At 62.9% G+C, this 26,035-nt stretch carries 20 protein-coding genes, 1 tRNA gene and 2 pseudogenes; 8 read left to right on the forward strand and 15 right to left on the reverse strand.

The features are described from left to right. Positions 1-20: 20 nt before the first annotated feature. Positions 21-242 (reverse strand): hypothetical protein, encoded by a 222-nt coding sequence (locus tag NGM99_RS11775; RefSeq protein WP_252819091.1) that lies wholly within the window; start codon positions 240-242, stop codon positions 21-23. A gap of 162 nt (positions 243-404) precedes the next feature. Between NGM99_RS11775 and NGM99_RS21770 the strand changes: the two are divergent. Beyond that, positions 405-608 (forward strand): annotated as a pseudogene (locus NGM99_RS21770) (TetR/AcrR family transcriptional regulator C-terminal ligand-binding domain-containing protein); the annotation flags it as partial. Positions 609-1,114: 506 nt separating this feature from the next. Here the strand turns inward: NGM99_RS21770 and putA are convergent. Further along, positions 1,115-4,819, reverse strand: a complete 3,705-nt coding sequence (putA, locus tag NGM99_RS11785; RefSeq protein ID WP_252819092.1) for a trifunctional transcriptional regulator/proline dehydrogenase/L-glutamate gamma-semialdehyde dehydrogenase — start codon at positions 4,817-4,819, stop codon at positions 1,115-1,117. A 192-nt stretch (positions 4,820-5,011) separates the two neighbouring features. On the opposite strand from putA, the gene NGM99_RS11790 reads away from it, so the two are divergent. Then, positions 5,012-5,506 carry an Lrp/AsnC family transcriptional regulator gene (locus NGM99_RS11790; protein WP_252819228.1) on the forward strand — a complete coding sequence of 165 codons (495 nt, stop codon included), beginning with the start codon at positions 5,012-5,014 and terminating at the stop codon, positions 5,504-5,506. A 65-nt stretch (positions 5,507-5,571) separates the two neighbouring features. Here the strand turns inward: NGM99_RS11790 and NGM99_RS21775 are convergent. From NGM99_RS21775 to NGM99_RS11805, 3 genes and pseudogenes are all read right to left on the reverse strand, one after another. After that, positions 5,572-5,661: pseudogene (locus tag NGM99_RS21775) on the reverse strand (hypothetical protein); the annotation flags it as partial. Positions 5,662-6,314: 653 nt separating this feature from the next. Continuing rightward, complete coding sequence (locus tag NGM99_RS11800; RefSeq protein WP_252819095.1) at positions 6,315-6,494, reverse strand: hypothetical protein; 180 nt, start codon at positions 6,492-6,494, stop codon at positions 6,315-6,317. A 10-nt stretch (positions 6,495-6,504) separates the two neighbouring features. Beyond that, the gene (locus NGM99_RS11805; protein ID WP_252819097.1) at positions 6,505-6,819 is read right to left on the reverse strand and encodes a WYL domain-containing protein; all 315 of its coding nucleotides are present in this window, start codon (positions 6,817-6,819) and stop codon (positions 6,505-6,507) included. Positions 6,820-7,121: 302 nt separating this feature from the next. Here NGM99_RS11805 and NGM99_RS11810 point away from each other — a divergent pair, with 302 nt between their 5' ends. Beyond that, positions 7,122-9,347, forward strand: coding sequence for a histidine kinase dimerization/phosphoacceptor domain -containing protein (locus NGM99_RS11810; RefSeq protein WP_252819098.1), 2,226 nt, complete (start codon positions 7,122-7,124; stop codon positions 9,345-9,347). Between the two features lie 8 nt (positions 9,348-9,355). On the opposite strand, the gene NGM99_RS11815 is transcribed toward NGM99_RS11810, so the two are convergent. Continuing rightward, positions 9,356-9,946: a biliverdin-producing heme oxygenase gene (locus tag NGM99_RS11815; RefSeq protein ID WP_252819099.1), complete on the reverse strand. Its 591-nt coding sequence runs from the start codon at positions 9,944-9,946 to the stop codon at positions 9,356-9,358. Between the two features lie 249 nt (positions 9,947-10,195). On the opposite strand from NGM99_RS11815, the gene NGM99_RS11820 reads away from it, so the two are divergent. The 3 genes from NGM99_RS11820 (at position 10,196) to NGM99_RS11830 (ending at position 16,255) form a co-directional block, all read left to right on the forward strand. Next, the gene (locus NGM99_RS11820) at positions 10,196-14,053 is read left to right on the forward strand and encodes a PAS domain-containing protein (RefSeq protein ID WP_252819101.1); all 3,858 of its coding nucleotides are present in this window, start codon (positions 10,196-10,198) and stop codon (positions 14,051-14,053) included. Between the two features lie 131 nt (positions 14,054-14,184). Beyond that, the gene (locus NGM99_RS11825) at positions 14,185-15,606 is read left to right on the forward strand and encodes a sensor histidine kinase (RefSeq protein ID WP_252819102.1); all 1,422 of its coding nucleotides are present in this window, start codon (positions 14,185-14,187) and stop codon (positions 15,604-15,606) included. After that, complete coding sequence (locus NGM99_RS11830) at positions 15,593-16,255, forward strand: response regulator (protein WP_252819104.1); 663 nt, start codon at positions 15,593-15,595, stop codon at positions 16,253-16,255. Before NGM99_RS11825 ends, NGM99_RS11830 begins: the two co-directional genes overlap by 14 nt. Before the next feature lie 12 nt (positions 16,256-16,267). Here NGM99_RS11830 and NGM99_RS11835 read toward each other — a convergent pair whose 3' ends face one another. From NGM99_RS11835 to aroA, 6 genes are all read right to left on the reverse strand, one after another. After that, positions 16,268-16,795 carry a hypothetical protein gene (locus tag NGM99_RS11835; protein WP_252819105.1) on the reverse strand — a complete coding sequence of 176 codons (528 nt, stop codon included), beginning with the start codon at positions 16,793-16,795 and terminating at the stop codon, positions 16,268-16,270. Between the two features lie 272 nt (positions 16,796-17,067). Next, positions 17,068-17,454, reverse strand: a complete 387-nt coding sequence (locus tag NGM99_RS11840) for a hypothetical protein (protein WP_252819107.1) — start codon at positions 17,452-17,454, stop codon at positions 17,068-17,070. A gap of 230 nt (positions 17,455-17,684) precedes the next feature. Then, on the reverse strand, positions 17,685-19,409 hold the full coding sequence (rpsA, locus tag NGM99_RS11845; protein WP_252819109.1) for a 30S ribosomal protein S1: 1,725 nt from the start codon (positions 19,407-19,409) through the stop codon (positions 17,685-17,687). 225 nt (positions 19,410-19,634) lie between these two features. Next, entirely contained in the window at positions 19,635-20,279 is a 645-nt protein-coding gene (gene cmk / locus NGM99_RS11850) for a (d)CMP kinase (RefSeq protein WP_252819110.1), read from the reverse strand. Next, complete coding sequence (locus NGM99_RS11855) at positions 20,276-20,623, reverse strand: hypothetical protein (protein ID WP_252819112.1); 348 nt, start codon at positions 20,621-20,623, stop codon at positions 20,276-20,278. The genes cmk and NGM99_RS11855 overlap by 4 nt, the downstream gene beginning before the upstream one ends. 60 nt (positions 20,624-20,683) lie before the next feature. Then, entirely contained in the window at positions 20,684-22,057 is a 1,374-nt protein-coding gene (gene aroA, locus NGM99_RS11860; RefSeq protein WP_252819114.1) for a 3-phosphoshikimate 1-carboxyvinyltransferase, read from the reverse strand. A 173-nt stretch (positions 22,058-22,230) separates the two neighbouring features. Here aroA and NGM99_RS11865 point away from each other — a divergent pair, with 173 nt between their 5' ends. Continuing rightward, a complete protein-coding gene (locus NGM99_RS11865; protein ID WP_252819115.1) occupies positions 22,231-22,623 on the forward strand; it encodes a TIGR02300 family protein in 393 nt (130 codons plus the stop codon). 280 nt (positions 22,624-22,903) lie between these two features. Then, positions 22,904-22,979: transfer RNA gene (locus tag NGM99_RS11870), tRNA-Ala, on the forward strand. Positions 22,980-23,336: 357 nt separating this feature from the next. Here NGM99_RS11870 and NGM99_RS11875 read toward each other — a convergent pair. Genes NGM99_RS11875 through NGM99_RS11885 form a run of 3 tightly spaced genes read right to left on the reverse strand, consistent with a single transcriptional unit; the run spans position 23,337 to position 26,028 of the window. After that, positions 23,337-25,115 (reverse strand): recombinase family protein, encoded by a 1,779-nt coding sequence (locus NGM99_RS11875; protein ID WP_252819116.1) that lies wholly within the window; start codon positions 25,113-25,115, stop codon positions 23,337-23,339. A 2-nt stretch (positions 25,116-25,117) separates the two neighbouring features. Further along, complete coding sequence (locus NGM99_RS11880) at positions 25,118-25,645, reverse strand: DUF2924 domain-containing protein (RefSeq protein ID WP_252819118.1); 528 nt, start codon at positions 25,643-25,645, stop codon at positions 25,118-25,120. Further along, on the reverse strand, positions 25,642-26,028 hold the full coding sequence (locus tag NGM99_RS11885) for a DUF3489 domain-containing protein (protein ID WP_252819120.1): 387 nt from the start codon (positions 26,026-26,028) through the stop codon (positions 25,642-25,644). Before NGM99_RS11885 ends, NGM99_RS11880 begins: the two co-directional genes overlap by 4 nt. Between the last annotated feature and the right edge of the window lie 7 nt (positions 26,029-26,035).

Here is a 26,035-nt window from a genome sequence, read left to right on the forward strand (position 1 = left end):
ATCATGCTGCTGGCGTGGCGTCAGTTGTGGTTTAAGCCAGACAAACCCGCCTTTCCCTTGAGCTTGTGATAGGTGCCCTCGTGATGAAATTCGGGCAGCGCCGTTGACAGATCTTCGACCACTTCGTCGACATCCGGGATGCGCCGGAGTTCGGCATACAAGGACGCAACGCGCAGGTCGTTTGCCAGCAGTGCGCCATTGCGGCCGATGATGTCTGGTCGCGAGGTGCCGACTAGCCGCACCAACCCGTCAGCACTGAAACACTGGAAGGCGATCTCCTCGTTCGGCTCGGCCAGTTCATGGAAGACATCTCAACAGGGGTTTGTCGCGCGATGATCCGCGAGCGTGTTGAAAACGTCTCGCTGGCACGGATTGCGGCAGACTAAGCGTTCGCCAACCTCGAAACGCTCGTCTGGCGAGCTGCTGAACGCGGTGAGCCGGCACCTGCCCCAGATCATCTCATGGACCTCCTCGTGGCGACAGTAATCTACCGCATCGTTTTCGCGGGACAGGCCATCGGGAGAGCTTATCAGAACGAGCTTGTGCAACTGGCAGTCGGCTTGGCAGCGAACCATCAATGGTCCGGGCATCAACCAAGCATAGGTTGATGATCAGCCGATCGCGCTGGCCTTGATCAATGAACTGCCGCAATCAGGGTTGAAGCGACCGGTTCATCAAAGGCATCCTTTCATGAACTCCGTTGTCGGCGACTTAGCCAGTTGTTCTCGAACGCTTCGTTTCAGACTGCATCCTTTCGCGAAGGGCGCATCAACGGCGATCCCAAGTCTGCGTTCAAAATCACGTTTCCCGCTTGCATCGAGTCGGACGCAGATGAGGGCATTGCTCAACTTGGCTTCGACTTTGCGCTCTGCCGTTCGTCAGTCGTCCAAGTCATGTGGCATGTGAAAGCCCGCCGGCAGGCGTCCATGCGGCTCCTGAACCGAAGGCTTGGGCTGCTCAACGGATGGTTTCACCGTGGAAGCCGTCAGCACGGCCCGGATGCCAAGGGGCCGATATCTCTGGAGAAGCCCGTCGGCCCTTTGTTCCTTTGGCTCGTCGGTGGAATTCATCGGCGTGGCCTCCGGTCGCGTTGTCGAGGTCATGATCGCCATCGTCAGCCGATCGTCATGAGACTGGCGTTGCCGCCTGCTGCCGCAGTGTTGATGGAGGTCGAAACCTCTTCGAGCAGCCAGTTGAGACAGTAGGCCTCGCGATCCTCGGTCAGCTCTTCGGTGGTCGCGGACTGGACGAGAACGAGCGGTCCATCGAGCACCGCGACCTGCTTGTTGACGACGCTTACGCGTGTGGCGTCGCCCTCTATCAGCGCGCCCGAGAACGGTCCGTCCTTGTTCCAGTCCGAGGTCCAGGAAACCCTTGCGGCAACCGAAGCGGGAAGCCCTGTAAGGGCTGATTCGAGATTGGATGCACGGTCGATGGCGACGGTGTTTCCGGTCGCGAGCGCCGCTGCCACGTGGCGATACATCCCGCCAGCCGTCGTGGGAACCAAAAGGATCCGGCCACGCGGATGGAGTGCGTACAGGTTGCGTTCGCCAACCGGCCCCGCCAATTCGTATTGCAGGCCCAAGGCGGACATGCCGGCGAATTCACGTGCCGCGTCCGCTTCCGCATTGTGTCCCCTGCGGCCCAGCCACGACGCGAAATCGCGCAACGCCGGATCCGTGTGGATCGAGCTGTGCTGCGGCGGGACGGGCGCATGCTGGACAAGACGGCCGATATACAGCGGACCGCCCGCCTTCGGCCCCGTTCCAGACAGCCCGCGCCCGCCAAATGGCTGCACGCCGACCACGGCGCCGATGATGTTGCGATTGATGTAGAGATTGCCCGCCTTCACGCGGCCCGTGACATGCTCGATTGTCTCGTCCAGTCGCGTATGCAGGCCGAAGGTCAGACCGTAGCCAGAGTTGTTCACGTCATCGATCAGACGATCGAGGTCCTCGCGGCGATAACGGATCACGTGCAGGACCGGGCCGAAGACCTCGCGCGTGAGATCCGACATCTTCGTCAGCTCGATGATCGTGGGAGCCACGAAGGTGCCCTGCTCTGTGCCCGCCGGCAGCGGCAGCTGCTCCACCTTGCAGCCGAGCGCGCGCATCCTCTCGATGTGGCTGTCGATCTCCGTTTTGGCCGGCTCGTTGATGACCGGGCCAATATCGATGCGGAGGCGATCGGTGCGGCCGATGGTCAATTCCGCAAGCGCGCCCTTCAGCATGGCAAGCGTACGGTCGGCGACCTCTTCCTGAAGGCAGAGCACGCGAAGCGCGGAGCAGCGCTGGCCGGCGCTGTCGAAGGCGGACGCGATGACGTCGGCGACGACCTGTTCGGCAAGCGCGGATGAATCGACGATCATGCCGTTTTGGCCACCGGTCTCGGCGATCAGCGGAATGGGCTTGCCCGTAGTCGAGAGGCGCTCGCTCAGTTGCGTCTGGATTTGCCGCGCGACTTCAGTCGAACCCGTGAACATGACGCCTGCCGTTTCAGGCGCGGCGACAAGCGCCGCTCCGAGACGGCCGCTGCCTGGCACGAATTGCAGCGCGCCACGCGGCACGCCGGCCTCGTGCAGGATTCTCACGCTTTCGAATGCAATGAGCGGGGTGACGCCTGCAGGCTTCGCCATCACCGCATTGCCGGCAACGAGGGCTGCCGCGACCTGTCCCGTGAAGATAGCCAGCGGGAAGTTCCAGGGGCTGATGCAGAGAACCGCTCCCAGCGGTGCGTGAGACGGCCCAAGGGTCTTGCGCGCCTGTACCGCGTAATAGCGCAGGAAATCAATTGCCTCGCGCACCTCGCCGATTGCGTTCGCCGCAGACTTTCCGGCCTCGCGCATGGCGATCGCCATCAGGAACTCGAGGCGATCCTGCATCAGGTCGGCGGCCTTTTCCAGGCATGCGGCACGCTCGGCAGGCGGAACGGCGGACCATTGTACGGCGCCCTTTGCGGCCAGGCGCGCGATCCACGATGCATCCTCCACCTCGACCTCGGTGACGGATCCCACGACGTCTGAATGGTCTGCCGGATTAATCACGGGCCGCGTCACGCCTTCCTCCGAGCCGTCGGCCAGGAGCGGCTTCGCGTGCAGGCGAGCAGCGGCATTGGCCTCGAGGATGCGGGAGAGCGCGGCCAGTGTGTTCTCGTTGGAAAGGTCGAGCCCCGTCGAATTGCGACGCTCACGACCATAGAGCTTTGCTGGTGACGCGATCTGATCGTGAGGCAGCCCGATCACAGGCATCGCTTCGACCACATCGGTGGGATCGGCGACGAGATCGTCGACGGAAACCCTAGGGTCCGAGATACGGTTCACGAAGGACGAGTTGGCGCCGTTCTCGAGAAGGCGCCGCACGAGGTAGGCCAGAAGCGTCTCATGCGTGCCGACCGGCGCGTAGATGCGGCAGGGGCGGCCAAGTTTTTCCTTGCCAACCACCTCGTCGTAAAGAGGCTCGCCCATGCCGTGAAGGCACTGGAATTCGTATTCGCCCACCCGAAAATCCGGTCCGGCCAAATGATAGATGGCGGCGAGCGTCTGGGCGTTGTGGGTAGCAAATTGCGGGAACACGGCATCGCGCGCTCCTAGGAGCTTGCGGGCGCATGCAATGTAGGCCACGTCGGTGTGGACCTTCCGTGTATAGACCGGAAAGCCTTCCAAGCCTTCGACTTGGGCACGTTTGATCTCGGCGTCCCAATAAGCGCCCTTGACGAGGCGGACCATGATACGGCGGTCGGAGCGGCGGGCAAGGTCGATAATGAAGTCGAGCACGAAGGGGCAGCGCTTGCTATAGGCCTGCACGACGAAACCAAGGCCGTTCCAGCCAGCCAGCTCCTTGTCGAAGCTTAGGCTTTCAAGGAGGTCGAGCGACAGTTCGAGCCTATCGGCCTCCTCGGCGTCGATGTTGAGTCCAATGTCATATTTCATGGCGAGCAAAGCGAGCTGCTTCACACGCGGGAGAAGCTCGCCGATCACGCGGCCGGACTGAGCCCGGCTGTAACGTGGATGCAAGGCGGAAAGCTTGATGGAAATGCCGGGCCCTTCAGAGACGCCGCGCCCGTCCGAAGCCTTGCCGATGGCGTGGATGGCGTTCTCGTAATCGTGGAAATAGCGCGCTGCGTCGGCCGCCGTGGTCGCGGCCTCGCCCAGCATGTCATAGGAATAGCGAAAGCCCCGCGCTTCGAGCGGCCGGGAACGCTTGAGCGCCTCGGCAATCGTTTCGCCCGTGACGAACTGCTCGCCCATCATCCGTATCGCCATGTCGACGCCGCGGCGAATGACCGGCTCTCCGGCACGCGCGATCAGCCGAGTGAGGGCCGCCGCGAGGTTCCGGTCGTTCACGGTGGAGGTAAGCTTTCCAGTCACCACGAGGCCCCATGTCGCGGCATTGACGAACATGGACTTGGTACCGCCGAGATGCGATTTCCAATCGCCTTCGGCGACCTTGTCGCGGATAAGGGCGTCGCGGGTTTCGTTGTCAGGAATGCGCAACAGCGCTTCGGCAAGGCACATCAGTGCTACCCCTTCCTGGCTCGACAAGGAATACTCCTGCACCAAGCCCTCAACGCCGCTACCCTTGTGCTTGGCCCGCAGGGCTTCGATCAGGGTTCGCGCCGTTCCAGCCACTTCAGCCCTCAAACTCTCGGGCAGCCTTGCCGCCTCGACAAGCAGAGGCAGGCATTCGGTTTCGGGAAGGCGATAGGCGGCGGTGATCGCTTGGCGAAGCGGCGACTGCGCGCGGATTGGTGGCGCGAAATCCGCGAACGGCCGTGCGGGTTCCGTTTCAACCAACCTCAGGGAAGCAGATGCAGCGGACATGGGTCGTGTGTTTCCAGATGGCACTCATGGAACCGTTCCTTCCGGGCTGCGGCATGGCCCGAGACGGGACGGTCGTTTTCGATCCGCGAGGATCATATGGTGAGACCCTACCAACTTTCCGATGTGATTTCAGACCTGATTAGGCTAACTCCTAGGCGTCTTTGATCAAAATTGACTGTCGTAGCAGAGAGAATGACCACAGATACTAGCCTTAAGAGTGAAATCGACCAGTTTGATCGGAAAATCCTCGAAGCGCTATCCGAGGACGGACGGCTTTCAGTAACGAATCTGGCGGAAAAGGTGGGCCTGTCCAAGACGCCATGCCAACTGCGGATGAAGCGACTGATCGCGGACGGCTATATTGACGGGTTCAAGGCCGTCATAAATCCCTCGAGACTGGGGCTCGAACACATCGCTTTCGCCGAGGTGAAGCTGTCAAACACCCAGCAGGAGGCACTGCATGCCTTCAATCTAGCCGTCAAGAAGATCAAGGAAGTCGAGGAATGCCACATGATCGCGGGGCGTTTCGACTACCTCCTGAAAATCCGAACGCGCGACATCCGCCGGTATCGCGAGGTGCTGGGCGAGCGAATTTCCGAGCTTCCCTACGTCGCTAGCACCTCCACTAACGTGGCTATGGAAACCGTCAAGGAAAACTGGGGCAGCGGCGAAGGCCGGATCTGGTAAGGTGACCGGCCACCGTAAGATTCATGTATGCAATTATCGCGCGGCCGGCGAAGCAACATGCCGCAGCGTCCGCCTAGAAGATCGCAGACTGGCATGCCGACCGACTTGCCGAATACGTCCCAGCAAGCCAAGTCCAGCGCTGTCTTGGCGTTCAGGACAGTGGTGCCATCGCATTCTAATCCGAAGGTCCAGCATTCAAAGGGCCGATACTCCACATAGGCCGGCAGCATATCGCAGACGATGACCTCGCTCGCCCACCCGCTCGGGTCTGGTCAACGGTCCTGTCCGCGGAACGCGGCAGGGCGAACTTGGCTGGCCATACGAACGCAACCGCATGCGACGCGGCATTGCTTGCCGGAAGCGGGCAGTATGGAGCGTTAAGCAGCGCTCGAAAGCTTCCAGCGAACGGTATTCTCGCAGAAGGAAAACAATAGATTCGTTGCGGAACTGCATGCAGCGAGTCGCGGGGATTGAGCCATGCGTTCTGCCGAGGAGTTTACACGCGCGCGTGCCGATATGCACAAGGCTTGCCGTACCGCCGACAGAGTGCTGCCACTCCGGCAGCCCCATTCGTTTGGACGTCCATCTCGTGCGTCAGTCGAGCAGTGTGGCGCTGACGCGCTACACGCCTTCAGCCGGCTTGGAGAGGCCGTATGTTACAGTGTGGCCTCGATCTTTTCAGCGACATCCTCTGGAACCCCTTGGTTCAAATGTCCTTGCTCTCTTGAACAAAGTGCTTGGCGCCCTCCTCGCCGGTTGCCTGATTGTCGGATTCCCAGGCCACAAGCTTGCCGACCGAGTCGTTGCTTCACCCACGCTTGTTGAAATAGACCATCACTTCGGGGCTGGTCATGTCGGCGAACTGCTTGGTGACAACCGTCATGACATTGTCGATCGCCCAGCCGTTAACCTTTGGATTGTGGCAGGCAAAATTGGTGATTGACCGCTTCCACTCCGCCGCATCGTGCGGAATGGTAGGCTGGAGCATGCCCGTGGCATCAATCCTGTTGGAAGATGTGGCAGACGGTGCCTTCGCGAAAGCGCTCATCCGCGGGGTCGAACCACGAGCGTGGCTCGAAACGCTCGGCGGTCACGCGAAGATCATGGATCTTGGTCAAAGCCAGGAAGCGCGGCGCTTCGTCGTCTTCGGGCTTTGCCGCATTGAAGAGCTGCGAGCCGCCGACAAGAAGGTTGTCGGCAGACGAGCGGTAAACCACGTGAGGGGCGAAGACGCGGGCGAGACGATCGTCGCCATAGCGCAGTTGCACCAGGAAACGCTGGCGGATGGCGTGGCAGAGCTGGGCGCGCGACATGACTAGCTCGCGTCCATGCAGCCGGACAGCATTAGTCCGATGATGTCGTCGCGTTCGTGAAAACATGCTCCCTTCATGTTTCGGTCTTCCGCAAACCAAGTCTGTACGCCTGAGGGTCGGCTGGAGCGGACCGAGCAATCAATTTTCATTGTTTTCATTGATCATGTTCCCCATCTGTCGCTGCACCTGACTTGTCATGTGGGATTGCAGCCGTCATGAGTCAGCTGAAATTCTTCCGCAGTTGCGTCAACGGCTGATGCCAGGCGTGGTGCCCGCCCATCCTTTCCCCGAGAGGACAGTTCTTGACCGCTCAGATTTCGGACGCGACCGAGGCCACGCCTGACATGCAGGTGGCGCTCAATGCCTGCGATCGCGAGCCGATCCACGTTCCCGGATCGATCCAGCCGCATGGCCTGTTGCTCGTCGCGGATGCGTCTTCGTTGGAAGTCGTGGCGGGCGCCGGTGACATCGAGACGCGACTGACCCCCGACTGGCTCGGCCGTTCGCTGCCCGATCTGGTCGGCGCGGATGTGACGGCGGCGCTCGCGGCTACCGATCTCGGGCCCGGCGGCGGGCTGTCGCTCGGTGCTACAAACGGGCTTTCCGAACGGCTTGACGTGACGCTGCATCGCTCGGGCACCTATCTCGTGGCAGAACTTGAGCCCGCAACGGAGAAACCCATCTCGGCCGCCGCCATGCTGGCACGCCTCGACGTGTGGAACGGCTTCTTCGAGCGCTCCACCGATCTGCAGAACTTGTGCGAGCGCGCAGCCACCGCGTTCCGCGACCTGACTGGCTTCGCGCGCGTCATGATCTATCGCTTTCTCGATGATGGCGCAGGCGAGGTCGTCGCCGAAGACCGAGCCGAGGGCCAGTCCGCCTTTCTCAATCACCATTTTCCGGCATCCGATATTCCGCGACAGGCCCGCGCGCTTTATGTGCGCAACCGCATCCGCGTGATCCCGGACGTTTCCTACCTGCCTCAACCGATCCGGCCCGGCGAAGGCTTCGCCACGATCGATCTGAGCGATGTGGGCTTGCGTTCGGTTTCGCCGATCCATGTGCAGTATCTCAAGAACATGGAAGTGAACGCCTCGGCATCCGTTTCCATCGTCAAGGACGGCGTGCTCTGGGGGCTCGTCGCCTGCCACCACGACCAGTCCCGCTTCATTCCCTTCGAAACGCGCGCGGCGGCCCAGGCGCTGGCGGCCAGCCTGTCGCGCCAGATCAAGGCGCGTGAGGATGCGGAGATCTATCGTGAGCGCCTGCGCCTGCGCACCGGCCAGGACCAGATCCTGTCCGAACTCGACGCCGATACGACCTTCGACGCGCTGTTTCACTCCACCGGCGAGGACATGCGCCGCCTGTTCGGGGCAGACGGCTTCGCGCTGGTACGCGGCCCTGATATCCGCCAGACAGAGCGGACACCGTCTGCCACCGATATCCGCCGCATCGTCCGCTGGCTGACGGACCGCGGCATGGCGGAGACTTTTTCCACCTATCGCCTGCCGACCGATTTCGCGCTGGCCGAGACATTCGCCGACCGCGCGAGCGGCCTGCTTGCCCTGCGCATTTCAGGCGATGAGCCGGAGTTCTATCTCTGGTTCCGCGCGGAAAAGATCGCCGTGATCAACTGGGCCGGCAATCCGCACAAGGCGGTGGCGCATGACCGCAACGCGATCCTGACTCCGCGCACCTCCTTCGAAAACTGGAGCGAAACCGTCCGTGGTCAGTCGCGTCCCTGGACGCTGGTCGAGATCGAAGCGGCGAACCGGCTGCGCCGCGCGCTTCTCGACCTGCGTCAGAACCGCCAGCTGCGCGTGCTCAACCGCCGTTTGACGACGCTCGTCGCCGAAAAGGAAGCGCTGCTGGGCGAGAAGGACTACCTCATCAAGGAAGTGAACCACCGCGTTCAAAACAGCCTGCAGCTGGTTTCGGCCTTTCTCGGCTTGCAAGGCCGCCAGGCCAACGATCCGGTGGTGTCGAACCATCTCAAGGAGGCTCAGCGGCGCTTGTCCGCCGTGGCGCTCGTTCACCGCCGCCTTTACCGCAACGACAGCGTCGGCGCGGTGGATTTGAGCCGCTATCTTGAAGAACTCGTGGAGGACATGAAAAGCACCATGGGCGAGGAGTGGGCCGCTCAGATGCGGCTCGACATCTCGCCCGTGCTGGTTTCGGCGGACCGCGCGGTGACGGTGGGCCTGATCCTGACGGAACTCGTGATCAATGCCTCGAAATATGCCTATGACGGTGCGGCCGGGCCGATCGCGATCTCACTCGACCAGTACCGCAACCAGTTCCGCTTGGTGGTGGCCGATCAGGGCAAGGGCTCGACACGACTCGAAAAGATGGAACTGGATGAAAGCCGAAGCGCGGGCCGCGGCTTCGGCACGCAGATGATCCGTGCCATGGTCGACCGCCTGTCGGGGACGATCGATTACGGCAGCAATGATCCAGGCATGCGCGTCGTCGTCATGGCGCCGACCGAAAGCGCCGACGGACTGAGCGCTGCGGATAACGAGGTTTGAACCGGTAGTCAGGCCGCCTTGGCGGCATGGCCGTAAAGCGTGAAAGCGCGCGAAGCGCCGTCCACCGCTTGATCCAGCCATTCGGGACCGTTCGCCTGCGCGCGCTGGTCGAGATGCGAGAGAAACGCGCGCCATTCGCCTTTTTCGTGGGTGGCGGCAAGGAATGCCGAGGGCAGGCCTTCGCCGACCTGACGCGACAAGAGCTTGCCGCCCAGCCGCGAGCCCTCCAAAACGTAAAGAAGGCCGTGCAGGGCCGCCTCGCCCGTGATCGGTTCGATCGCAAGCGGCTCGGGACGCGTGTCACCAAGCGATGCGAGATCGGCGTCGAGCGCCTCCTTTCGCGAGCGCCAGACAGGCAGGCCGGACTCGGATTCGAGCATGGCTTCGAGCGCAAAGAGAACGCGCGCATGCGCTTGAAGAAAGGCGCGGTAGCTGTCGCGATCGGCCAAGTCGAAGCGGGCGAAAGCGCCGTCAATAGCCTCATGCGCAGCAGCCGTGCGGGTGCGCAACGCCATGTGGGCTGAAGGGGAAAGATTGGTTTCGCGCGCGATATCGTTCATGGTGATCAGAGCGGTGCCAGCGTCCGCTGCGTCCGTCAAGCCTTCCTGTGGCGCCGCAGCCCACGCGAAGCTTACCTTTCCCGTTCTTGACAGAGGGTCGCGCCCCATTAAGTCTTGCCCGCACTCTGTGGCCATGCGGCCCGTTTCCTTCAGCACTGAGCCGCCTTTGACTTCACAGCGCCACCATCCTTGCCGCTTCTCATTTGCCCGGTTCCGGCCCGGTGCCTTCTGCTCGCTCATCTCTCTGTCGAGAGGTCTGATGTGGGACTCATGCCGTTGAGCGAGACCATGCCAGCGAAGTCTCCGTCCTTTCTCGCCGAGGGCGGCGAGATGGGAGAACTGATCCGTCGGCTCGACTGGCGAAAGACGCCGCTCGGCGCGCCCGTTTCCTGGCCGGCCGAACTGCGCACACTGGTTCGGGTGATGCTGGCCGCGCGCCAGCCCATGTTCATCGCCTGGGGTCCGAGCCGCACGATGCTCTACAACGATGCCTATGCGCCGCTATGCGGTGCGCGGCACCCTTGGGCGCTCGGCAAGCCGTTCAATGCGGTCTGGGCCGACATCATCGACACGGTCGGACCGATCATGGAAGCAGCCTATGCGGGTGTTTCCACTTCGATGGACGACATCGCCTTCACCATGACCCGCAATGGGTATCCGGAAGAAACACACTTCTCGTTCGGCTACACGCCGGTGCACGACGATTTGTCGGGCGATGTGCTGGGCATGTTCTGCACATGTCTCGAAAATACGCAGGAGGTGATAGCCGGACGCGAACGCCGCAAGGATGCCGACCGCTTGCGCGAGATGTTCCGCCAGGCTCCAGGCGCGATGGCACTGTTACGCGGGCCGGATCATGTCTTCGAGATCGTCAACAAGGCCTATCGCGCCCTGATCGGCCATCGCGAAGTCGAAGGACGGCCGATCAGGCTCGCGCTGCCGGAGGTCGAAGACCAAGGCTTCGTCGATCTTCTCGATCGCGTTTTCCAGACGGGCGAGCCGTTCATCGGCCATGCTATGCCGGTGAAGCTGCAAAGGCAGCCCGACGGCCCAAGTGAAGAGCGCCTGCTCGATTTCGTTTATCAGCCGATCCGCGACGACTCCGACACGATCACCGGCATCTTCGTGGAAGCGACGGATGTTTCCGACCGCGTTTCCGCCACGCGGGCCCTGTCCGACGCGAACGAACGCCTGCGCCTCGCCCTTTCCGCCGGTTCCGGCCTCGGCACGTGGGACTGGGATGTGCAGGCCGACCGCGTCACGGCGGATGAGCGTTTCGCAAACCTTTTCGGTGTCGATCCGAAGTTGGCGGCCGAAGGCGCACCGATCAAGGAATTCTTCGCCCGCATCCACCCCGAAGACCTGCCGCGCGTGCAAGGAGAAATCCAGCAGGCGCTTCGCACTGGCGAAGACTTCGCCAGCGAGTATCGCGTGCTTCGCGAAAACGGTGAACCGCTCTGGATTATCGCACAGGGCCGATGCGCGCGGGGAAATGACGGCACGCCGCTGCATTTTCCCGGCGTCGCCTTCGATATCACCGATCGTCGTGTCGCGGAAAACGCCACGCGCACCGCCAAGGAAGACCGCGACTTCATTTATGCGCTCGCCAACGAGCAGCGCAATTCGGGTTCGCCGGAAAAGGTCATGGCCCTGACCGCCGAGCGGTTGGGGCGCTATCTCGGCATCACGCGCGTCGGATTCTACAGTGTGAGTGACAATCGTCATGTCCACTACCAGACCGGATGGAGCGATGGGACGCTGCCCGTTCCGGAGGGCTCCGTGACGCTCGCCTCCTTCGGCGAAGACTATCAGCGGACCCTGCGCGGCGGCCGCCCCTTCATCTTCGAGGGCGAAGAGCCCGTGCTTTCCAAAGGCATGGCGCGTGTGCGCTCACTGGGCACCCAGGCGGGCATGAACATTCCCCTGATTCGCGGAAAGCGCTGGGAAGCGGGCCTTTATGCAAGCCATGCCGTTCCGCGCCGCTGGTCGGAGCGCGAGCGCCTGCTTGTCGAGGAAGTCGCGCAACTTGCCTGGGATGCGGTGGAGCGCAGCCGGGCGGAAGCGGTCATGCGCCGTCGCGCCGCCCTTCTGGAGCTCAGCGACCGCCTGCGCGACCTCACCGATCCGGTCGACATCGCCTATGCGGGCGCGGAAACGCTCGGCACCACGCTGGGCGTCTCACGCGCGGGCTACGGCACGATCGATCCGGTCGCGGAAACGATCACCGTGGAGCGCGATTGGAACGCGCCGGGCATCAAGACGATCGCCGGCACGCTGCATTTCCGGGATCACGGCTCCTATATCGACGATCTCAAGCGTGGCGACACCGCTCTGGTCACCGATTCCCGGACCGACCCGCGCACGGCGGATACCTCGGATGTTCTGGAAGCCATCAGCGCGCGCTCTTTCGTCAACATGCCGCTGACCGAGAACAACGAGTTCGTGGCGCTGCTCTATCTCAATCATGCCGAGCCGCGCCTTTACACGGAAGACGACCTTTCCTTCATGCGCGAAGTCGCGGAGCGAACGCGTGCGGCCGTCGAGAGGCGTCGCGTGGAAGGCGAGATCAAGGCACTCAATGCCCTGCTCGAGGAGCGGGTCGCCGAGCGCACCGCCGAGCGCAACCTGCTCGCCACCGTGCTCGAAACCACCGACGCATTCGTGCAGGTGGTCGATCCGAATTTCCGCTGGCTTGCCATCAACAAGGCGGCGGCGAACGAGTTCGAGCAGATTTATGGCGTCCGGCCGGAAGTGGGACAGTCCATTCTCGAAGCGCTCGCCCCATATCCCGACCATCAGGCAGCCATACGCGGCCCATGGCAACGCGCTATCAATGGCGAGGAATTCACACTCATCAGCGAGTTCGGCCATTCGGCCCATGCGCGCCGCTTCTATGAGCTGAAGTTCAATGCACTACGCGACAAGGACGGCCAGCTGATCGCGGCTTACCAGTTCGCTTACGACGTGTCCGAGCGTCTGGCTGCCCAGGCGCGGCTCGCCAAGGCCGAAGACCAGGTCCGGCAGATGCAGAAGATGGAGGCGGTGGGCCAGCTCACCGGCGGCATCGCGCACGACTTCAACAACATGATGGCGGTCGTGATCGGCGGCTTGAACCTCTTGCAGCGCCGGCTGGCGCGCGGCGACACGGATGTCGGCCGCTTCATCGACGGCGCCATGGACGGGGCGGAGCGTGCCGCCTCGCTGACCCAGCGCCTGCTCGCCTTTTCGCGCCAGCAGCCGCTGACGCCTGAAGCCGTCGATCCGAACGCGATGCTGGAAGGCATGATCGAGCTCCTGTCGCGCACGCTCGGCGACAATATCCGCATCGAAACCGTGCTCGAACGCGACATCTGGCGCACGCGGGCCGATCCGAGCCAGCTCGAGAACGCCATTCTGAACCTTTGCGTGAATGCCCGCGATGCGATGGCGGATGGCGGCCAGCTGACGCTGCAGACCGCTAATGTTTCGCTGGAAGGCGATGCAGCCCAAGGGATCGAACCCGGCCCTTATGTGCGCATCGCGGTGACCGACACGGGCAGCGGCATGTCGGAAGACGTGATCGCCAAGGCCTTCGATCCGTTCTTCACCACCAAGGGCGTCGGCAAGGGCACGGGCCTTGGCCTGAGCCAGGTCTTCGGCTTCATCCGCCAGTCGGACGGGCAGGTTCGCATTCATTCGGAGCTGGGCTCGGGCACCACGGTCTCGATCTACCTGCCCCGCTTCCAGGGCGAGGCGGACAGCTTGCCACGCGCGCGCCAGACGCTTTCCACGGAAGGCGCGCGCTCGGGCGAGATCGTGATGGTGGTGGAGGACGAAGAGCGCGTGCGGGCCTTTTCCGTCGATGCTCTGCGCGAGCTCGGCTACAAAGTGGTCGAAACCGCGAATGCCACGGAAGCGCTTCGGCTCATCGAAAGCGGCGAGAAGATCGACCTCCTTTTCACCGACATCATGATGCCCGACATGAGCGGCCGCCAGCTGTCGGAACTCGCGCTGCGGGCACGGCCCTATCTCAGGGTGCTTTTCACCAGCGGCTATACGGGTTCGCAGGTGATGGGAGACCGTGCCTTCGACACGCGCGGCTTGCTGCCCAAGCCGTTCAGCCTGGAACAGTTGGCGTCCAAGGTGCGTGAGGCACTGGATGTTTGAGGTGCAGGCGGCCACGTCATCTCCACCTCTTGGACTTCTCCGCCAACTGGCCGCGCTTTAGGACCTTGGTCCGAACACACCCTCGCCGCCCGTCGGTTGCGCTCGCCCTTCAACCGCTCTAGCAGCGAGGAATGGCCCTCGCCCGTTCGTCGTTTCGCGAGCTTCCCGTCTCCTTCAAGGAGATGAGCCTTTCGGCGCGCTTTGCCTTGACGGGCAGCATCGTCATGCTTCTCGCCGCCATCCTCATCGGTGTGTGGGTGACAGGCATCATCGAGCGCAATGTGGTGTCGAGCACGGCGAGTGCGACCGCGCTTTACATGGACAGCTTCATCACGCCGCTCACACAGGAACTGGAAGCGTCCGACACGCTTTCGATCGGCCCGGTGCGCGCCATCGAGGAATCGCTCGAAGGCAGTGCGCTCGGTGCGCGCGTGGTGTCGGTGAAGATCTGGAAACCCGACGGTCTGATCGCCTATGCCGAGGACAAAACGCTGATTGGCCGCCGCTTTCCTCTTTTCGAAGAACTGGAAGGCGCGCTCAGCGGGCGCGTCGTCTACGAATTCGACAAGCTCGACAATGAGGAGAGCGCGGCCGAGCGCACGAAGAACCTGCCGCTCCTGGAAATCTACTCCCCGATCCGAAAGGCCTGGACGGGCGAAGTGATCGCGGTGGTCGAGTTTTACGAGAACGGAACCGATCTCAAGCAGGCCTTGACGCGTGCACGGTGGCAGACGGGCGGCATCGTCGGCGGTGCGGCTGCCCTGATCGGGCTTGCTTTGTTCGGTATCGTGAGGCAGGCCAGCGGCACGATCGAGCAGCAGCGCGCGGCTCTCAAGGACCGGATCGCGGAAGCCGAGCGTTTCGCCGAACAGAACCGTCTCCTGCGTCTGCGCGTCGAACGCGCCTCGGCGCGCGGCACGGAGCTCAACGAGCGCTACCTGCGCCGTATCAGCGCCGATCTCCACGATGGACCCGCGCAGCTGATCGGGCTGGCCGCATTGCGCCTCGACGGTCTCGCCAAAGGGCGTGATGAAAAAACCCGGCTCGAAGACCTGCGTCTGGTCAAGGGCGCGCTGGGCGAAGCCATCGGCGACATCCGCGATATCTGTTCCGGGCTGTCGCTCCCCGAAATCGGCGCGGCTTCGCTGGTTGCGGTGATCGAACAGGCCGTCGCAGCGCATGAGCGGCGCACAGGCACGCATGTTGCGCTGACGCTATCGCCGGATTTGCCTGACGATGCGAGCGAGGCACTCAAGATTTGTGTCTTCCGCTTCGTGCAGGAAAGCCTCAACAACGCCTACCGCCATGCTGGCGGCGACGGCCAGAGGATCATAGCGCATCGGGAAGGCGATGAATTGTTGCTCGTGACGGAGAATGCGCCGGCAAACGATGCGGAGCGGGAAGGCCGACAGGGCGGGCTCGGCCTGTCGGGGCTGCGCGAGCGGGTGGAAAGTCTCGGGGGGCATTTCAGCTTTCACTCGGAAAAGGGCCAGCTCGCCCGAACCACGATGCGCATCGGACTGGAAACGGGAGGCAATGATGACCGAAACTGACACGAAAGCGACGCTGGTCGTCGTGGACGACCACCCGCTTTATCGCGCGGGCGTGGTGCGCACGCTGCTCGATGACGGGCGCTTCGACGTGGTGGGCGAAGGTGCGAGCGCGGACGATGCGGTGGCCCTCGTCGCACGCCACAGGCCCACGCTGGCGCTGCTCGACATTTCCATGCCCGGCAATGGCGTGGAGGCCGCGCGTCGCATTCGCGAAGCCGCGCCTGACACGCATGTGGCGATGCTGACCGTATCGGAAGCGGATGCCGATATCATGGGGGCCATTGAGGCCGGCGCGAAAGGCTATGTGCTCAAGGGTGTGGATGCCGGAGAGCTGCTCGATGTGGTGGCGACGGTGGCCGAGGGGGACTCCTATGTCTCGCCTCGCCTTGCCGCGCGCTTGTTGCGCAGCATGAAGAGCGGCGGCCGGCCAGAAGCTCAAAAGGCTTCGCCGCTCGATTCACTCACCGAGCGGGAGACCGAAATCCTGCGCCTCGTCGCAGACGGGTTGAGCAACAAGGAAGTGGGCCGCAAGCTCACCTTGCAGGAGAAAACGGTCAAGCACTACATGACCAACGTGCTTCAGAAGCTGCATGTGCGCAACCGCACGGAAGCCGCCGTGCTCGCACGCGAAAGCTGGCGCAAGGACTAGAGAGCCGAGCGCTCAGGGCAGCCCGGCTTCGAGCCGCGCACGGTCCGATCGGCGCGCGGGACGATCAATGACCACGCGACGGCTCGAATCGCGCAACGTGTAGCGACTGTCGCGAACGGCCTCGCTCCAGCCATCTCCATAGCGCAACTCGACGGCATTGCCCGTGTGATCGGACCAGATCACGTCGCTGCGGCGATCATCCCCCTTTCGGGCTTCACTGCCGTCGCGCCGGCCGCCGGAACGTTCTCCCCGATCGTCTTTGTTGCCGTGGCCGCTGTTTGCCGATCCGCCGCTATGGCCGTTGCCATCATCGCCGCCGCTGCCGCCATGACCGCTATTGCCGGAACCGCCACTGCTCGATCCGCCACCGCTGCCCGAGCCACTTCCGCTGGAACCGCCATCATGGCCACTGCCGCCACTGCTTCCGCTTCCACTTCCGCTGCCACCCGATCCGCCATGGCCTCCGCCGCTGCCACCATCCTTGGCGAAAGCTGGTTGAGGCATAAGGGTCAGGGTCATGCCGGCAGTTGCAGTGAACAAGAAGGACGCGCAAAAAAACGCTCGGCAGACGTTCTGCGGCAACCGCACGGGCGAAAGTTTTCGGGTCGGGGCCGTTCGAGGATCTGCCATGGAACCGCTGCGTTGCTTGAAGCCGTCATCCGTCCCCTCAGGAGATCAATGACAACGGTTTGATTATGCGCCAGCGAAAAGGGCGTGTCGCCGGACCATGGTCGGACGTCATGCCCTGCGAAAGGACGGCTGGGCGAAAAGGGCTTGCGGGCAGCGATGGCAACCGCCGCCCGCCGGTTGGATCAGTCGTCCGAGCCGTGCCCGCCGCCATGGTTGCCACCCTCATGGCCACCACCGCCACGGTTGCCACCATGGTCGTCACCGCCACCGTGATTGCCACTGCCGCCACGATTTCCGCCATGATCATCCCCGCCATTGCGATTGCCACCGCGATTGCCGCCGTGGTCATCGCCAGCACGGTCATCGCCGCCGCGCACATGGCCGACCGGGTCATCGGCACCGCGTCCCTGGCGGACATGGCCTGCCGGATCGTCGGCACCGCGACGGGCAAGCGCCTGAGCTTCGCTCACGCGAATGCCTTCCTTGGAAATCTGGACGGCAACAGGGGCGGCCGAGAAGCCGAGCGCGAGGGCCAAGCCTAGGCTTGCCGTGGAAAGGGAAAGTTTCATGGGGGTTTCTCCAGTGATCCCGCCGAACCGTCTATGCCGAGTTCGGTCTCGTGTTTCGAACAAGGTGGAGAATGGCCGCCCGGATGGTAGCGGTCGATCCGGCCGAGACTTCTGCGCGGACCTTGGAGCCAAGGGTCTGGCTTCGACCACGACCATGGTCGGAACCCAAGAAAAAGCCCCGCGGGATCGCTCCCGCGGGGCTTGGGTTTGTTTTGAAGCTTCTGAAAAGCTTACTCGTCGCCGCGGCCCTTGAGGGCAGCGCCGAGAATGTCGCCGAGCGAAGCGCCGGAATCGGTCGATCCGTACTGGGCAACCGCTTCCTTTTCTTCGGCGATCTCGAGCGCCTTGATCGAGACCTGCAGCTTCTTGGTCTTCTTGTCCCAGGCGATCACACGGGCATCGACCTTCTGGCCGACCGTGAAGCGCTCGGGGCGCTGCTCGTCGCGGTCACGCGACAGATCGTTGCGCTTGATGAAGGTGTCGAAGCCGAAATCGACCAGCTTCACCTCGATGCCGCCATCCTTGATCGCGATCACTTCGCAGGTGACGACGGCGTTCTTGCGCAGCTCGCCGCCCGTCGAGACCTCGTTCGAAGCACCGCCGCCGCTCTGGCCGAGCTGCTTGATGCCGAGCGAGATGCGCTCCTTCTCGACATCGACGTCGAGAACCTGAGCCTGCACCATCTGGCCGCGCTGATACTCCTCGATGACCTGCTCGCCCGGACGCTGCCAGTCGAGGTCGGAAAGGTGCACCATGCCGTCCACATCGCCTTCGAGGCCGATGAACAGACCGAACTCGGTCTTGTTCTTGACCTCGCCCTCGACCTGAGTGCCGACGGGGTGATTGCGGGCGAAGGCTTCCCATGGGTTCTCGAGCGTCTGCTTGAGGCCCAACGAAATGCGACGCTTGCTTGGATCGACCTCGAGCACCACCACATCCGCCTGCTGCGAGGTGGACAGGATCTTGCCCGGATGGACGTTCTTCTTGGTCCACGACATCTCGGACACGTGGATAAGGCCCTCGATGCCCGGCTCGAGTTCCACGAACGCACCGTAGTCGGTGATGTTCGTGACCGTGCCGTGGATCTTCTTGCCGATCGGATACTTGGTGCCGATGTCGCCCCATGGATCGCTCTCGAGCTGCTTCATGCCGAGCGAGATGCGGTGGGTTTCCTGGTTGATGCGGATGATCTGCACGCGAACCGTCTGGCCGATCTGCAGGATCTCGGTCGGATGGTTGACGCGGCGCCATGCCATGTCGGTGACGTGCAGCAGGCCGTCGATGCCGCCCAGATCCACGAACGCGCCATAATCGGTGATGTTCTTGACGACACCCTCGACCACCTGGCCTTCTTCGAGGTTCTGCACGATCTCCGAGCGCTGCTCGGCACGGCTCTCTTCGAGCACAGTGCGGCGCGACACCACGATGTTGCCGCGACGGCGATCCATCTTGAGGATCTCGAAGGGCTGCGGGGTGTGCATGAGGGGCGTGACGTCGCGGATCGGACGGATATCGACCTGGGAGCGGGGCAGGAACGCCACCGCACCGTCGAGATCGACCGTGAAGCCGCCCTTGACCTGATTGAAGATGATGCCCTCGACGCGCTCGGAGCGCGAGAACTTCTCTTCGAGGCGGACCCACGACTCTTCGCGGCGTGCCTTGTCGCGGCTGAGCATGGCTTCGCCCAGCGCGTTTTCGATGCGCTCGACATAGACTTCGACGGTGTCGCCGACATTCAGCTGGCCGTCCTTGGCCTTGGCGCCGAATTCCTTGAGCGGAACGCGGCCTTCGACCTTCAGGCCGACATCGATGATGGCCATGTCCTTTTCAACGGCGACGACGCGGCCGCGAACGACCTGGCCTTCACCGGAATGGCCATCGGAAAAGCTTTCTTCCAACAGCGCCGCGAAATCGTCGCGGCTGGGGTTTGCCGATTGGGCAACGGTTTGTGACATTTGATCTCCTGGAAACGCCTCTTCATGAAGAGGCAGCGCCGGGTATGGGTTCGTGTTGCGTTTGCTCTGCGGAGGATTCCGGAACAGGTACGAGACCTGAACGAGCCATCCGGTCAGGATGGCGTCCGGCGCGAATGGAATCCGGCAGAACGGGTTATGGTGCCGATATGGGGATTTGCGCCGCCTTCCGCAACGATGCGAAACACTGGCGCCCCATGGGCCGGCTCAGCTTCCTGCGTCCAACGCCTTGTCGATGATGGCGCAGGCCGCAGTGAATGCGGCGTCTATATCGAGTTCGCTTGTGTCGAGCAAGTGCGCGTCGGCTGCAGGCTTGAGGGGCGAATCCGCGCGGCCGCTGTCACGCGCATCGCGGGCCTCTATGTCCTTGCGGATCGTTTCCAGATCGCCCGTGCCACCTCGCGCCTCGATCTCGGCCAAGCGACGCTCGGCACGGACCTGCGGCGAGGCCGTGAGATAGATCTTCACATCGGCATCGGGACAGACCACCGTGCCGATGTCGCGCCCGTCGAGCACCGCCCCCTTGGGATTCTGCGCGAAGGCACGCTGCTTTTCGACGAGCACCCTTCGCACCATCGGAAACACCGCGATCCGCGACGCCGCCTCGCCTACCGCGTGAAGCGACAGCATGGCCTTGTCCATGCGTCCGAGATCGACGCGTCCCGCCTCCTCCGCCGCCAGTTCCTCGCGATCGAGCGGCAGGTTTTTGGACAACAGCATCTGCGCGACCGCGCGATAGCTCAGACCCGTATCCAGGAAGGGCAGCCGATAGCGCTCCGCTAGAAGCCTTGCCAGCGTGCCCTTGCCGGACGCGGCTGGACCGTCGATGGCGATCACCAGATTGGTTTTCATGCGTTCGTCTTTCTTTTTCCGGCGAGGCTTTTTCCGGCGAGGATGGTGCCGATCATATAGCCCAGGATCGAGCCGAAGGCGGGCGAGAGAGCGAGAAAAGCATACGCACCCCATTCACTCACCGGCTTTTCTACCGGAGCCACCGCCACCCCGACACCAAGCGGGTCCACCTCCACGCGCCCGATGCCGCTGACGACGTAGAAGGCGATCAGGACGAGCGGCAGAATGAGAAGGAAAACTGTCGCCGCCCTGCCCGGTCTTCCGCGCGACCTGCCATCCACCTCAACCGAGGCGCTCGCGAACGCTATCTTGCCTGACCAGACCGCGAAAGGAATGCCGAGCATCGCGTAAAGCAGAAGCGTGGTAAGCGCGGAAGCGAAAAATTCAGCCTGCGCGCCCATGGTTCAGCGTGCGGTTTCCACGTCGGAAATTTCCGCACCCAGATCGGCCATCAGCCCCATGAATTCGGGGAAGCTGGTCGCGATCATCAGCGTGTCGTCCACGCTCACGGCCTTTTCCGCTGCCAGACCCATCACGAGAAAGCTCATGGCGATGCGGTGGTCGAGATGGGTCGCGACCGTGCCGCCGCCCAAGCCCTTGCCGCCAGGACGGCCGCGCACGGTCAACGAGGCCTCGCCTTCCGTGCAATCGACGCCGTTGGCTTCGAGCCCGCGCGCGACGGCCGCCAAGCGGTCCGATTCCTTGACGCGCAACTCATCGAGCCCATCCATCACCGTTTCGCCTTCCGCGAAGGAGGCGGCGACGGCGAGCACCGGATATTCGTCGATCATGGAAGGCGCGCGCTCTGGCGGCACCACGACGCCGCGCAGGTGCGAGCCCCGCACGCGCAAATCGGCCACATCCTCGCCGCCCGCCTGACGCGGGTTGAGCACTTCGATGTCGCCGCCCATTTCCTGCAATGTCAGGATCAGGCCGGTGCGGGTCGGGTTCATCAGCACGTTCTCGATCACCACCTCGGAGCCCGGAACGAGAAGGGCCGCGACCAGCGGGAAGCCGGCGGAGGACGGATCACCCGGCACGGCGATGCGCTGGCCCGAAAGATTGCCCTGCCCCTCGATTCGGATCGTACGCACGCCCGTCGCATCCGTTTCGACATCGAGCCTGGCGCCGAAACCGACCAACATCTTTTCGGTGTGATCACGCGTCATGACAGGCTCGATCACGGTGGTGACGCCGGCCGTGTTGAGGCCAGCGAGCAGCACGGCCGACTTCACCTGCGCGGAGGCCATCGGCACGCGATAGGTGATGGGGGCTGCAAAGCGCGGTCCGCGAAGGGTGATCGGCATGCGATCGCCGGGCGAAGCCTGCAGCACCTGCACGCCCATCAGGCGCAGCGGGTCGAGCACGCGGCCCATCGGGCGCTTGGAAAGCGACGCGTCGCCCGTGAAGGTCGTTTCCATGTCATAGGTGCCGGCCAAGCCCATGACGAGGCGCGCCCCGGTGCCGGCATTGCCGAAATCCAGCGGTTCCTTCGGCTCGAGAAGGGCGCCGTTGCCGACGCCGTCGATCACCCATTCCGCGCCACCATCGTCTCCGACCGTCCGTTCGATGCGGGCACCGAAGGCGCGCATGGCGTCCGCCGTGCGCAACACGTCCTCGCCCTCGAGCAGGCCGGTCACCCGCGTCTGTCCAGACGCCAAGCCCCCAAACATCATCGAACGATGCGAGATCGACTTGTCGCCCGGCAGGCGCACATGGCCTTTCAGGCTATGCGCGCGATGGGCGGTGGCGGGGCGGGGCGGCTGGTCGTGGGACATAGGCGGACGCGTGCTCGGGTCGTTTTCAGTGATTGCGTCAGTGCCCTAGCGCATCACAAGGCATCCGTGAACGCTTTTCGCACGGCATGGCCCAAGAGCCGCCATTTGCGTTTGACGGCTCGGCGCATCTGTGTCTAAGGGACGAAAAAGGCTCTCAAGCGAGGTTTTCAGCCGTGGCCGATCCCAAGCTCGGAACAAAACGCATCGACCCGGAAACGGGCCGCAAATTCTATGATCTGAACAAGGATCCGATCGTGTCGCCCTATACGGGCACCGCTTATCCGCGCACCTATTTCGAAACGAGCTCGCCCGCGAGCAGCGTGCGTGATCAGGATGAGGAAGTGGAAGAGCGCGACGACGAGAAGGAAGAAAGCGCCGACACCGTTTCGCTCGAAGAGGCCGACGACGAGGCCAAGGGCGGCAGCGACGATGTCGATCTCGGCGACGACGAGGAAGACGACGTCGATCTGGGCGACGATGACGACGACACCTTCCTCGAAGACGAGGAAGAAGGCGACGACGACATGAGCGACATCGTCAACCGCGAGGAAGACGACGAAAGCTGATCCGGCGAAACGCAGGCTCGCGGCCGGGTGCAACCGGCGCGGGCTTGGACGGATCGACCCGGGCACCTCATCGCCCTTGCCTTCGAGGCCGCGCCAAGCGCGGCCTTTTCGATTTTCGCGGGCTGGGTCGCCACCACCTCTCACAGCGTCATCAAGGAAATTTCCCTCAAGCCCAAAAAGGCTCGCCAAGCCGCTTGATCTTGGCAGCCGGCAACGATAGAAGCCGCCTCGAACACGGCAGAGGCACCCAAACCTCCGCCCGCCCGCCTGCCGGGCCAGTGGGGCCATAGCTCAGTTGGGAGAGCGCTTGAATGGCATTCAAGAGGTCGTCGGTTCGATTCCGATTGGCTCCACCAAACAGTCTCCTGTGCTGGGTACTATTCCCGCGTTCTGCGAATAGTGTCGACTTTTCCGCCACTTAGCGCCCTGCCTTGCCGATTGCGTGGTCCGTTGTCTCTGCGAGACGGCTCGTTTCGAGCATGATTTCAGGCTCAGTCTCAGCCCGCTCTTGAGCGTGACCACTTGTTTGCCAAAGCGATGGTTGTGCATCGAGGCGATGCAGGCCTGATGCACGTGTGATCATCACTGTGATTCTGTGCTGGGTTGGTGAGCACCACAGCCGAGCTGCAATACCAGTTGTCCAGCGCTGGAATGCGCTGCACGAGAAGTGGGATCGAAGCTACTTCGGATTGTTGGGGTAGATGGAGATTGCTTTAGGCGTGGCAGCCTGAGGGTCCGATTCGGCAACCCAGCATCCGTGCCTGCTCTTGCCAGTTCAGCGGCAGGTCAATCAGCCGGGCAAGTTTGCGCGCCGTCAGATCAGCAGGATGCCTACCGGTCATGATTGCGGCCGTGATAGCAGGGCCCAGGAAAGCCAAGGGCAAGATGCGGCTGATGTCAGCACGATGCACACCACTGATGCCGGCAACCTCGCCGATGGTACGGCCTTTCCCATCTGTCAGCTGAGCGAGGTAGTGATGGGCCTTGGCAATCTGGTCGACGAGAGCTTGGTCACGCGTTGGCCGTGACTGAGCTGTGCCCTCCACGACAATCCGTGCTTCTTGGCCACGACGGGCGAGCGCGATCGGAAGCGTAACGCGCGTGCAGTTCTCAGCCGTGGCGGTTTGGCTTGCAGCATCCTCACCCAGCAAGATCGCAACAAGCGCTGCGTGGTCGATGGCAAGGGTGATGGAGCCGGGCGCAAGCTCGACCCTCGGGAAGATCGCCTGCAGCGTTTGGCGCCGCATAGACGGTGCGCACGTGTCAGTGATTCGTTGTTTGATGTTCAGAGCTGCTGCAAGCCCGGCCTCGATGCGATGCGGCTCAGCGTGCTGCCTGATCCAGCTGGCCAGTTGGGCTCGGTCATCGAGCAATGCGAGCATGTGATCGACCACCACCCCTTCCAGTTCCGCTGCAGGCAGGCGCCAGCCTTCGCTCGTTGGTAACTGAACTTTGGATGCAGCCTCCTCTTTATTCGTCCGCCTGCCCTTCAGTTTGGCCGAGATATAGTAGCGGTAGCGCTTGCCATGGTTTGCCGCATGCGCGGGGCTGAGCCGCTCCCCGGCTTCATCGAACACAATGCCAGTCAGCAGATGCAGGTCAGGTGCATTCTTCCTGGCACGGCGGGCTGGAGCACGTTCAGCGAGTAGCAACTGGGCTCGCGCGAAGACGGCTTCTTCGATGATGCCTTGGTGCTCGCCTTCATGGACTGCGCCCTTGTGACGAAGCTTGCCGACGTAGATCGGGTTGGCAAGCAGATGGTAGAGCTGACCACGGCTGAGCGGTCGGGTGCCTTCTCCCGAATCCTCTCGCAGTTTGTCCGCGAGAAGCGAAACTGATCGCAGCTCACAATAGCGCTCGAAGATATTACGCACACGATCGGCAGCGCTCGGTTCAACGATCAGCTTTCTGTCTTCGACCCTGTATCCCAGCGGCACGCGCCCTCCCATCCACATGCCTTTCTTCTTCGACGCCGCAATCTTGTCGCGGATGCGCTCGGCTGTAACCTCTCTTTCGAACTGGGCAAAGGACAACAAGACATTGAGTGTCAGCCGGCCCATGCTCGTTGTGGTGTTGAAGGCTTGGGTGACCGAGACAAACGACACATTGTGCTGGTCAAATACATCCACAATGCGAGCGAAGTCCATCAGCGAGCGGGTCAGGCGATCAATCTTATAGACCACCACCACATCGATCCGTCTGTCACGGATATCTTGCAACAGCCGTTGGAGTGCGGGGCGCTCGAGGGTTCCGCCTGAGAGCCCGCCATCGTCATAGTGGTCATGGACAAGCGTCCAGCCAAGTCCTGCTTGCGAGAGCACATAGGCTGAGCAGGCTTCGCGCTGGGCATCAAGGCTGTTGAACGCTTGACCAAGGCCCTCCTCCGAGCTCTTGCGGGTGTAGACCGCACACCGCAGGTTGGGCCCAGTGGATGAACTGGCGATCCCCGCCCCTGAAGAATGGCCCGGCTTACCTCTGCTTCTCTTTCCCATTGTCACAACCCAAAGAAGCGCGGGCCTGACCAGTGGGCGCCGGTGATCAGCTTGGCGATGGCAGAGAGTGAGCGGTGCCGGGTGCCTTGGAAAACGAAGCCGTTGTCCACCACGTCGACCACATGCGTGACCCCGTTCCAGTCACGCAGCAGGCGCGCACCGGACGAAAGCGTGCGGCGCTCGGGCATGCGTAGCGTGGTTGCGGCTGAGGAGGCAGATAAGACAGCCCCTTCGGCGGCATCGAGCCCCACCCTCACCTCCTTACGCCCCGTCTTCTGCGCCACGCCTGCCACCGCACGCTTGAGCATCCGCCTGGCGTCAGGAGCCAGTCCGCTTCCGTGCTTTGTCTGCACGTCGAAGGCTGCCGCGTGCAAAAGCAGTTCGCGGCGCACGCCCGGCGGGGGCGGACAGCCAAACTGGGCTGCCCAGCGCTCGGCCAGTGCGTCACGCGAGAGAGCGTCCAGCTTGGCAAGTTGATCCGAAACAGTTGAAGCCGTCCGGCGGGGCACCGGCAAAGTAGCGCCGCTCATGCCTCCTCTCCGCTATCAGCTCCATTAGCTACGCTGGCTGCAGTCGCCTCCGCATCAACCTGCATCCTGTCGGCCGTTGGCTCTGTCCTGATGGTAACCTCCTTCTGGCTTGGGTCTATTGCGACGTGGTACCGCCGAGTGCCGTCCTTGGCGGTTTCGCTTGTGAGCGTCAGGCCGAGTTTCTTGCGTACGGTGCCTGATAAGAAACCACGCACCGAGTGGGCCTGCCAGCCAGTCAGATCCTGCAACTGCGCCAAGGTCGCGCCCCTAGCCGAACGAAGCTGCTTGAGAACAAGGTCAGCTTTGGTGGGTGCGGGCACCGCCTTCGCAGCACCAGCCTTCCTAGGCTTTGCAGCTGAAGCGGGTTCCATCTGCGTTGTCATGCATTCT

It is taken from the genome of Mesorhizobium liriopis (genome assembly GCF_024053505.1).
Classification (GTDB): domain Bacteria; phylum Pseudomonadota; class Alphaproteobacteria; order Rhizobiales; family Rhizobiaceae; genus Mesorhizobium_B; species Mesorhizobium_B liriopis.